This is a genomic window from Waterburya agarophytonicola KI4, assembly GCF_020640915.1.
Classification (GTDB): domain Bacteria; phylum Cyanobacteriota; class Cyanobacteriia; order Cyanobacteriales; family Xenococcaceae; genus Waterburya; species Waterburya agarophytonicola.
The window spans coordinates 116383-125573 of the sequence record NZ_JADWDC010000009.1 but is presented as its reverse complement, the minus strand read 5'-3'; the positions used below and the strand labels follow the sequence as shown (position 1 = coordinate 125573).

Sequence of the window (9191 nt, the reverse complement as noted above, 5' to 3'; positions counted from 1 at the left end):
GCGATCGTTGGTGAAGTTTTGCTGTCTGATGTGGGATAAGAATTATTGGGGATTCAAGCTAATCCCGCTTATAATGCAGTTGGCGATTTAATTCCTGGGGAAAATAAAGAGGAATTTATCGACCAAAGTTTTAATGCTGCGGGAGAGTGGATGGATAATCTCAGCCAAAAATTGGGTGTTACTCCAGAGACTTTATCTAAAAAATTAGGCGGGTTCATCGAACTGGCTGATGGAAAATTGGACTATCTAGCTGCGTTTTTAGATGGTTCGACCAACTTTTTCGAGCATACAGGAATTCAAACTGTCGCCCGTAAATTAATTATCCAAGCAAATAAAGAAGTGAGTAATGGTTGATAATAATGTTGGGTTTTTTCTAGGACAAAATGACTAAGACTTATAGCTGAAATTTTCAGATTCGATCTAGTTGTTATTGCAGATAAATAGGCAATCTTTGGCGTTTGAGCATAAGTAAGAACGCCTATTTTTTGAATATTGCGATCATTTTAGTGATTGCCGTTCTAAAATTAAATATAATAGTATCTAATATGAGAGGTAGCTAAATTAATAGCTATTTTTTTTCTATTTCTGATCAAACTAACTTTTACAATATACATCACTATAGACTATAAAACCTACAGGATCGCGAAATTACAGAGCGAGAACCTACTCCAACTCTATAATAATTACTCTTCTTATATATCTTATGAATGCCGAGCAAGTCATCAAAACACTAAAAACTAATCCTGAATTTTGGCAAGTCATCTTTCAGAATACAGAATCTATCGTGTTTGCTTGGGGTGACTATCGCTTTACCAGACTGAGCGATCGCTTTAACTGTGCCATGATGTTAAATAGCAAACATAATAAAGTAAACATTAATTGGTCGGCAGACGATCCTTTTATTTCCGAGTTATATATGGGGTTGGTTTATAAGCATTTGCGAGGCTATATCAAAAACAAATCTTAAATATTAATAGCTTTCTGCAATATTTAAACTGCAATTAGAAGAGTTAGAAGAGGGAGAACAAACAATATAATGATTGCACTCCCAATTTATCCCTCATCCTAACTATTTTATTTACCCATGCCTAGCTGTTGAGCTTTTTGGTAAACTTTTCCTTCTGTTAATAGAGATGGTGCAATTACAACATCAACCTGCTGCATCTCTTTTAGGTTTTTCGCTCCCAAAGTTCCCATACTAGTTTTAATCGCACCCAATAGGTTATGAGTACCATCATCTAATTTGGCAGGGCCAACTAGAATCTCTTTGATTGTTCCTGTCGTTCCTACTTTGATCCGAGTACCACGGGGCAAGACAGGGCTAGGAGTCGCCATACCCCAGTGAAAATCTCTTCCAGGGGATTCCTCTGCGCGGGCGATGGGCGAACCAATCATCACTGCATCAGCACCACAGGCAAGACATTTACAAATATCACCACCTGTCACAATACCGCCATCAGAAATAATCGGCACATATCTACCAGTTTCCGCATGGTAATCATCTCTAGCAGCAGCACAATCAGCGGTAGCAGTAGCTTGTGGAACGCCCACCCCTAAAACACCACGGGAAGTACAGGCTGCACCAGGGCCAATTCCCACTAATACACCTGCTGCACCAGCTTTCATCAACTGCATTGCTACTTCATAGGTTACGCAGTTACCCAAAAATACGGGCATGGGCATTTCTTGACAGAAACCAGCTAAGTCCAGGGTAGCAATATTTTCTGGATTTAAATGATCTGTCGATACTACTGTTGCCTGAATAAAAACAACATCTGCCCCAGCTTTGGCAACAATCTTGCCATACTTGCTTGCTCCTGCGGGAGTCAAACTAACCGCTGCGATCGCATCTTGACTCTTAATTTCTTTAATTCTTTTAGTAATTAATTCAGGTTTTACTGGTTCTGCATATAGTTTCTGCATTAAACCAACAAATTCTTCCTTACCCACCGAAGCAATCTTGTTTAAAATTGGTTCTGGGTCGTCATAACGGGTTTGAACCCCTTCTAAATTTAATACTCCAATTGAACCTAATTGTGAAAGCAGAACCGCCATTTTGACATCAACTACACCATCCATAGCACTAGCTAGGATGGGAATCTCGCGAGTAATACCGCCAAATTCCCAGGTAGTATCTGCCAGACTGGGGTCTAGAGTACGCACTCCAGGGGATAATGCGATTTCGTCAAATCCGTAGGCTCTACGAGCCTTTTTTCCGCGACCAATTGATATTTCCACGCTCTTGCTATTCGTTCCCAAAGCTTATTAGCATAGGCTATCAAATTTTATACATCATCTACAAGTTAAATCAGCGAACAGTTATTGTTTTGTTGGGGTGTAAGCCGAAGATATTGGTGTAACAACCGAATACTAATACTTTTGGCGGAAGGTTAAATACGAAATAAGGGTGTAGGAATCTCGAATGGTGCGATCGCCCACATTTGTTGGAAGATGTAAATAGTAAGAAGTTCGATAGTGGATAGCAAAGCGATCGTTGCTTCTTGATGTTGTTTTAACTACCTTGGAAATGAAAACTCAATCCATTTCACAAACTAATTACGATACATTTATTCATTACGTTAAATCGCAGCAAGTCGAACGGGTGACGATTAAGTCCCGCAAAGTTGAATATCAGCTAAAAGCAGAATTTGGCGGTCAACACTATCAAACTCCAAAAGCCCAACCCCAAACAGATTTAGTTGATTTATTAAACAGTCAAAATATAAGATTCAATATTGTTAATGACAATACTGATACAGGTAGCTTAATTGCTCTCTTACTTTCCTCTGGATTATTAGTGGGTGCTTTAGCCTGGATTGCCAAATTTAGCACCGAAAGTGGTGGCATTGGGATGGGCATGGGCATGGGTAAAAGCAATGCCAAAGTCTATCAAAATGGTAAGACTGGAGTTAAGTTTTCGGACGTAGCCGGGGTAGATGAAGCCAAACAAGAACTGCAAGAAGTAGTTGATTTTCTGCAAAATGGCGACAAATATCGCAAAATTGGGGCAAAAATTCCTAAAGGTATATTACTGGTAGGTTCTCCTGGCACGGGCAAAACCTTGCTGGCAAAAGCCGTAGCTGGAGAATCGGGGGTGCCTTTTCTTAGTATGTCGGGTTCGGAATTTGTGGAACTATATGTTGGTGTTGGTGCTTCTCGGGTAAGGGATTTATTTGATCGCGCCAAACGCCAAGCACCTTGCATTATCTTTATCGATGAATTAGATGCCATTGGTAAATCTCGCGGTAGCAATCCCAATAATGGCAATGATGAGCGAGAACAGACATTAAATCAATTGTTGACGGAAATGGATGGCTTTGATGGTAATGAAGGAGTTATTTTGTTGGCAGCTACCAATCGCCCCGAAATTCTCGATCCTGCCCTGCGTCGCCCTGGTAGATTTGACCGACAGGTATTGGTAGATCGTCCAGATAAAAGTGGCAGACTAGAGATACTAAAAGTACACAGCCATAAGGTAATGTTAGGAGAAAATGTAGATTTAGAACGTATTGCCATCCAAACTGCGGGTTTTGCTGGTGCTGATTTGGCAAATTTAGTTAACGAAGCTGCTTTACTTGCTGCCCGTAATAATCGCCAAGCTGTATTGATGGCAGACTTTAATCAAGCCATCGAAAGAGTTGTAGCAGGTTTAGAAAAGCGATCGCGAATTCTTACTCCTTTGGAACGTCAAACCGTGGCATATCACGAAGTAGGTCACGCTCTAGTAGGGGCGTTGATGCCAGGAGGGGGGAAAGTTAGCAAAATCTCCATCGTCCCCAGAGGACTCGGTGCGTTAGGCTATACTATGCAAACTCCCGAAGAAGACCGCTTTCTCATGCTAGAAGACGAAATTCGAGGAAAAATTGCGACTCTATTAGGCGGACGAGCGGCAGAAAAGATAGTCTTTAACCAAGTTTCTACGGGGGCTGGGGATGATATTCAAAAAGCTACCGATCTTGCAGACAAGGCAATTACTCAGTATGGTATGAGTAAGGATTTGGGCCCTGTGGCATTTGCTAAAAATGAAGAACAATTTTTAAATAATAGTACTTTTAGAAGGGTTATCAGTGGAGAAGTCACCGCCAAAATAGATAGTCTGGTTAAGGAATATATCGATCGCGGTTATGAAATTGCTCGACAAATCCTCAGTCTAAATCGGGGTTTACTAGAATCTACAACTCAAACTTTATTAAACCAAGAAGTATTGGAAGGGGAACAGTTAGAAAGAATCCTTGCTTTAGTTAAAGCACCCAAAGAATTAAGTGAGTTTTTAACTCAATAAAAATCAGGACGTTATTAAATTTTAAATAATGTTGTAATAAAAAGCACCCGATTAATTTCAGGTGCTTCTCGATTGAAAATATTAGCGATCGCTTTACTTGAATCCCACTGCTGCTTGCCAAACAAACGCCAAAGCAAGGAAAAACACGGGAATAACAGGTAGGACATCCACTAAAGGTTTGAACATAGCATAAGCTTCTGGCAAATCAGCCAACAGGATTGCAGCTTCCATATATTTGTATACCTTCCAAAAATTTTCTTAAAATATAGTAAGAATATTATCATAATTTGACCAACCCTCAGAACAGGCACAATCGTTTTGTATGATACTTATCGTAGACTAAAATACTTTTTAGTTTGGGCTAGATCTTACTCGCGAAACTTTCATTAATTCTTCTACAGTCGAACAATAATTTTGCAACCCAAAACTAGCAGGAGTAACGGGGTTGGTATAACTAAAATGACGATAGTCGAGAGAAAAACGACTCCAAGAGTCCATTTGAATTTGAAAAATACTGATAAAAATATTGGTCAACCAAGTATATAAAGGAAAACGGAAATAAACTCTTTTATTAAAATATCTACCAATATCAGCGATCGCTTGATCTACAGTAATAGCAGGGTTGCCCAATACCAAACAGTCTATCTCTTGGGGAGATTCTGGTGAAGATGGAGAAAAATCGGGATGTTCGACTAAATAGCCCATAATTCTGGCGATATCTCTGGCGTGGATAAAATGAAAACTACCATCAACACTAAACCAACGAATTAAGTCAATCCATTTGGTTACATCTGCAATGCCAGCACTAAGGTGAGAATAAGGCTTGTCAGCCTCGCCTCCAAAAACTAAAGTAGGAAATACAGCAATTATTTTATCAGCGATCGCAGTTTTTCCCAGTTGAGCAAAGCACTGATATTTAGTGCGGATATAATCATGACCAAATTGACTGGCGGGCAACAATAGTTGATTGTTGCGATCTAAAATACTGGCAGTAGAAAAATAAATTACTCGCTCGCAAATTTTAGGGTTGAGTAAGTTAATTAAACTTAGAGTTTTAACCACATTAATGTCATAGGTTTCTCCTTGTCCTCCCCAAGCAGTAGCTGCTAAAATCGCTACATCAATGTCTTTGAGCAATAAGTCGCTGTATTCTTCAATACTAGACATATCGCCCTGCAAAATATGAATTCCAGGTCTAGTATTACAATCAAACTGAAGGCGATCGGGATTTCTTACTAGCAAATATAATTCGTGATTAGTATCCTGAATTAGTGCTTCAGTCATATAGTGACCAATACAACCACTTGCGCCAGTAATAAAAATCCGTTTCATGTATGAGTTTAATGTAAATTAGCTTTCAGCTTTCCTTCAGTGTGCCACCAAATTATTGCTGTTGAATTTTTATTTAGGGTACTTTACTTTATCATTTTTGCAAACAAGCGATGGCGATGATTTTTTAATCGTTGCTACTTTTGTTCATAATTGTTAACCAGAAATCCGATCGAGTGACAAATTACTGAATAATGACGGGAGAGTCTTTATTGGACTGCAATTTTAAAGCTTTTTTAGGATAGAGGATAAAATTGATATGACTTGGACAACAGCATTAGCAGTAGACGATCTTGCTCCTGGTACGAGACAGGTTGTTAAATTGGCAGAGCGATCGCTTTTATTATTAAACGAGTCGGGTAAAATTCATGCGGTTAACAGTGTTTGCCCTCATTTAAAGCTGTCTCTCAAAAAAGGCAAAATTAACTCAGATGGCGCATTGGTATGTCCTTGGCATCGCAGCGAATTTGATTTGGAAACTGGTAGTGTCAATAAATGGTGTCCTTTTCCTCCCGTATTGGGTAATGTGTTGGGAAAAATTTCTTCTGAAAATAATTTGGCAGTTTTTCCCACCAAAGTTGAAAACGGACAAATTTTAGTAGATTTATCAGTATGATGGGACTAATTTAATTCTTCCCTAGTAATTGCGATCGCTGTTGGTGAATTTTCAGCGAAAAAAACAGCGATCGCTTTGTTGTTGGACGATAATTTTAAAGCCATAGATCTTGTAATCATTTAGCCAAACTTATTGCGTAAGCCAATCCTGTTTGTTCTGCTTCATCTAAAACCTCAAAACCATAACAGGCTATTGCTAATAAAGGAAAATCAGATTTAGTTTCTAAGACAGTTTTGTTGTTAATATCTTGAAGAATTTGCTTATTATCTTGATGTTTTACTTTATAAAGTGATTTTTGGTCGGGGGTTTCGATTTCCAAGCCATAATCGCGCTTTTTAATCTGATATATTGCCGTGTTATCTCCTGATTCTAATTTGTAATCGCCGTTAGTTTGTTGTTGTAAAGTATATAATTCTTCAGTTTCTTCCCCATCTTCTATGGTCCAAGAATTATCTCGAATCAATACATGACTTAATATTGAGCCAGCAGAGGTTTGTATTTGAATTTTTCGGTTAATATCTACAGTCAAATTAACTATTGTTTCTCCTTGGATTCCTTCAAGCTTGATACCATTACTTTTTGGTATAAAAGAAAAATCTTCAGAGCCATTTTCTCTTTTGAAGATCAATTTTTCTGTTAGACTGTTTTGAAAAATATTAGAATTAGATACTATATTCTTATTGTCTGGCAAAAATTCGTCGTTAGCACTAGATATTGACTCACCACAGCCAATTAAGGACGATGATAAAGCTATAATTATCAACGAAATTAACGCTCGTTTTAGTCTCATTTTAACTACTATTTTAATTATTAGTTTTCCTTTTGGATAGTGTACTAGCTAGATTCAGTATTTGGTATTAATTTATCGGCTTTGATCGCTGCGATCGCTCACGACATAATTACACTTGACAGCAAGATTGGTATATATTCAGAAGTATTGTCATAATAATTAAACAAACTCGATCGACGTGAATCTGCCAGTTATTTCCTCAACTTTTTTCCTAACCCTATTGATGATGATTGGGTTGTTCTTCTTTATTCGCGCTTCAGTCAAGGATCGTACTAAACAAATTCAACTCATCCCATCTGAAACAGAAGATATCTTATTAAAAAAATTGCAAGAATACTTTGAAAATCGGGCTTATCAACTCACCGCAGTAGATCCAGAGAATAAGCAAATTACTTTTAGAGGGTTTGTTCAACCTAGTATTTTTTTAGCAATATTACTAAGTCTGCTAGCAGTTGTCGGTTTTTCTTGTTTAGCTTTGATCTTATTTCTGTTATTTCCTGATGCTAATAATCTTGTCTGGCTATTAACGATTCTTTCGCCTTTAGCTGGTGTCTTCTATTGGCGCAAAGCAGGGCGTTGGGAAGAAATATTTCTCAGAGTTGTTCCTCGCACCGATAGTCCTAATTTGGTTAGCATAACAGCCCATCGAGATGAATTGATTCAGCTAGAGGAAAACTTATCCGTGCAAACCGTAGAGTAAACAAAACTGGAGGTAAAAGAATCGATTACTATAGAATAGTTATTTTAATTAATCTTGATTATAGTGCGATCAATATGCAACATTTTTATACTTCTCTATTGACTTTTTCGTTATTAGTTACGAGTAATATGGCAGTTGCTGAAAGCTCGATTAAATCTGATAATTCGGCTCGATATCCAGAAGATTTTGCGCGGGAATATATCACTGAATGTATTCAGACTTCAATGTCAGAAGGATTAGCCGAAGAAGAAGCTCAAAGACTTTGCGACTGCACCCTTAATAAGTTTCAGAGTCAATATAAATTGGAAGAGTTTAAACAGTTAACTGTTGATTCTCTTGAAGATAAAAAAGCAGAAGCACTTCTAGTTGAAGTGGGACAAATTTGTTTCGAGGAAATTTTATATGAAGAGTAATTAACTCGATCAAGGAGTTGATTTCATGGTTAAAATTTCTCTGGCTATTTTAATTTTAGCTTTTAAAGAAAATGGTTCGGGGCGTCCGTGTCCTTCTACGCCATAGTAGCTATCAAAAACTGATTGATTATTAATATTTTTTCGAGTAAATCTTTCAATATAATTTTGATAAAAATTAAAATTTCTTTGATGTAGTTTATCGTTGATATTAGCTAATATATACACATTTGGTGTTGAGTTTAATTCTTCTTTAAATCTATCTATACAGGAGAGTTTAGCGTTAAAATTTTTGACGACATCTTTTGAATCTTTAATATTAAAACAAGAGTTAATAATATCCTGTCTATATTTAATATTTATTTGACTATTTACAGCTAAGACATTAGTTTTTTGGGTTAAATAGGTACTACTTAATAAAGCTCCAAATGTTCCCGCAGAAGAACCAAATAACAAAGTGCGGTCGAGCTTTATCTTGGCTAAATTAACGATTCTTTCTAAAACTTCAGCGATTAATTTAGGGAAGTTTAATTCTGGGGAACCAATATAATAACTAGAAGTAATACCAGGAATAAAATGACCAGGATCGCTTATACTCATGATAGATAAACTATCATGATTAAATGAAGATATACAGCCTTCAAAACTAATTTTATTTCCTGCTATACTATAGTCTTCCAAGACAAGATTTTTATAATTGGGATTAGCACTTTGGAAATAAACATTTAATCGGTCAGAATTTTCTTTAAAATAGCAAAAAACATAAAAATAATTTAAACCGTATAATTGTCGATCACCTGAATAAAATATCTGATAAACTACAGGCTCTCCTATATATATATCTTCCTTCTCAATTGAGTTAGGATCGGCAGAGATGGCTACAGTCCTAAAAAGTTGGGGAATATAACCAAATAATTTTAGATTGTGCTGTCGCGAATTAACTTGCAAAGCATAAGTAATCAGTTTAGCTATGGCACTAAAATTCTCTTCTTGCTTGAATTGTTGAAATTTCTCTTCGATATTTTTACTCAAATTAAGAGCATCAATATTCATCTAGTAAAATC

General features: G+C 37.0%; 11 protein-coding genes. 6 read left to right on the top strand and 5 right to left on the bottom strand.

Annotated elements, in window-relative coordinates:
• Positions 1-45 precede the first annotated feature (45 nt).
• The gene (locus I4641_RS05870; RefSeq protein WP_229639539.1) at positions 46-354 is read left to right on the top strand and encodes a hypothetical protein; all 309 of its coding nucleotides are present in this window, start codon (positions 46-48) and stop codon (positions 352-354) included.
• 349 nt (positions 355-703) lie between these two features.
• Complete coding sequence (locus tag I4641_RS05865; protein ID WP_229639538.1) at positions 704-967, top strand: hypothetical protein; 264 nt, start codon at positions 704-706, stop codon at positions 965-967.
• Positions 968-1074: 107 nt separating this feature from the next.
• Here the strand turns inward: I4641_RS05865 and I4641_RS05860 are convergent, their stop codons facing one another.
• Positions 1075-2238, bottom strand: coding sequence for a GuaB3 family IMP dehydrogenase-related protein (locus I4641_RS05860; protein WP_229639537.1), 1164 nt, complete (start codon positions 2236-2238; stop codon positions 1075-1077).
• A 289-nt stretch (positions 2239-2527) separates the two neighbouring features.
• On the opposite strand from I4641_RS05860, the gene ftsH reads away from it, so the two are divergent.
• On the top strand, positions 2528-4282 hold the full coding sequence (ftsH, locus tag I4641_RS05855; RefSeq protein WP_263858147.1) for an ATP-dependent zinc metalloprotease FtsH: 1755 nt from the start codon (positions 2528-2530) through the stop codon (positions 4280-4282).
• A gap of 93 nt (positions 4283-4375) precedes the next feature.
• Here ftsH and I4641_RS05850 read toward each other — a convergent pair whose 3' ends face one another.
• Both I4641_RS05850 and I4641_RS05845 read right to left on the bottom strand, forming a co-directional pair.
• On the bottom strand, positions 4376-4513 hold the full coding sequence (locus I4641_RS05850) for a photosystem II reaction center protein K (RefSeq protein WP_229639536.1): 138 nt from the start codon (positions 4511-4513) through the stop codon (positions 4376-4378).
• A gap of 120 nt (positions 4514-4633) precedes the next feature.
• Positions 4634-5614 carry an NAD-dependent epimerase/dehydratase family protein gene (locus tag I4641_RS05845; protein WP_229639535.1) on the bottom strand — a complete coding sequence of 327 codons (981 nt, stop codon included), beginning with the start codon at positions 5612-5614 and terminating at the stop codon, positions 4634-4636.
• A 256-nt stretch (positions 5615-5870) separates the two neighbouring features.
• Between I4641_RS05845 and I4641_RS05840 the strand changes: the two genes are divergently transcribed.
• Positions 5871-6227: a Rieske (2Fe-2S) protein gene (locus I4641_RS05840; protein ID WP_229639534.1), complete on the top strand. Its 357-nt coding sequence runs from the start codon at positions 5871-5873 to the stop codon at positions 6225-6227.
• A gap of 115 nt (positions 6228-6342) precedes the next feature.
• Here the strand turns inward: I4641_RS05840 and I4641_RS05835 are convergent, their stop codons facing one another.
• Complete coding sequence (locus I4641_RS05835) at positions 6343-7017, bottom strand: hypothetical protein (protein WP_229639533.1); 675 nt, start codon at positions 7015-7017, stop codon at positions 6343-6345.
• A gap of 178 nt (positions 7018-7195) precedes the next feature.
• Between I4641_RS05835 and I4641_RS05830 the strand changes: the two genes are divergently transcribed.
• Positions 7196-7717 carry a cofactor assembly of complex C subunit B gene (locus tag I4641_RS05830; RefSeq protein WP_229639532.1) on the top strand — a complete coding sequence of 174 codons (522 nt, stop codon included), beginning with the start codon at positions 7196-7198 and terminating at the stop codon, positions 7715-7717.
• A 128-nt stretch (positions 7718-7845) separates the two neighbouring features.
• Positions 7846-8130, top strand: coding sequence for a hypothetical protein (locus I4641_RS05825; protein ID WP_229639531.1), 285 nt, complete (start codon positions 7846-7848; stop codon positions 8128-8130).
• Positions 8131-8139: 9 nt separating this feature from the next.
• On the opposite strand, the gene I4641_RS05820 is transcribed toward I4641_RS05825, so the two are convergent.
• Positions 8140-9180: a hypothetical protein gene (locus tag I4641_RS05820; RefSeq protein WP_229639530.1), complete on the bottom strand. Its 1041-nt coding sequence runs from the start codon at positions 9178-9180 to the stop codon at positions 8140-8142.
• Between the last annotated feature and the right edge of the window lie 11 nt (positions 9181-9191).

Bases quoted from the DNA above. Each gene is read 5' to 3' on its own strand.
- ftsH (WP_263858147.1), top strand. From the start codon at position 2,528: ATGAAAACTCAATCCATTTCACAAACTAATTACGATACATTTATTCAT.
- I4641_RS05865 (WP_229639538.1), top strand. From the start codon at position 704: ATGAATGCCGAGCAAGTCATCAAAACACTAAAAACTAATCCTGAATTT.
- I4641_RS05840 (WP_229639534.1), top strand. From the start codon at position 5,871: ATGACTTGGACAACAGCATTAGCAGTAGACGATCTTGCTCCTGGTACG.
- I4641_RS05820 (WP_229639530.1), bottom strand. From the start codon at position 9,180: ATGAATATTGATGCTCTTAATTTGAGTAAAAATATCGAAGAGAAATTT.
- I4641_RS05850 (WP_229639536.1), bottom strand. From the start codon at position 4,513: ATGGAAGCTGCAATCCTGTTGGCTGATTTGCCAGAAGCTTATGCTATG.
- I4641_RS05845 (WP_229639535.1), bottom strand. From the start codon at position 5,614: ATGAAACGGATTTTTATTACTGGCGCAAGTGGTTGTATTGGTCACTAT.
- I4641_RS05825 (WP_229639531.1), top strand. From the start codon at position 7,846: ATGGCAGTTGCTGAAAGCTCGATTAAATCTGATAATTCGGCTCGATAT.
- I4641_RS05835 (WP_229639533.1), bottom strand. From the start codon at position 7,017: ATGAGACTAAAACGAGCGTTAATTTCGTTGATAATTATAGCTTTATCA.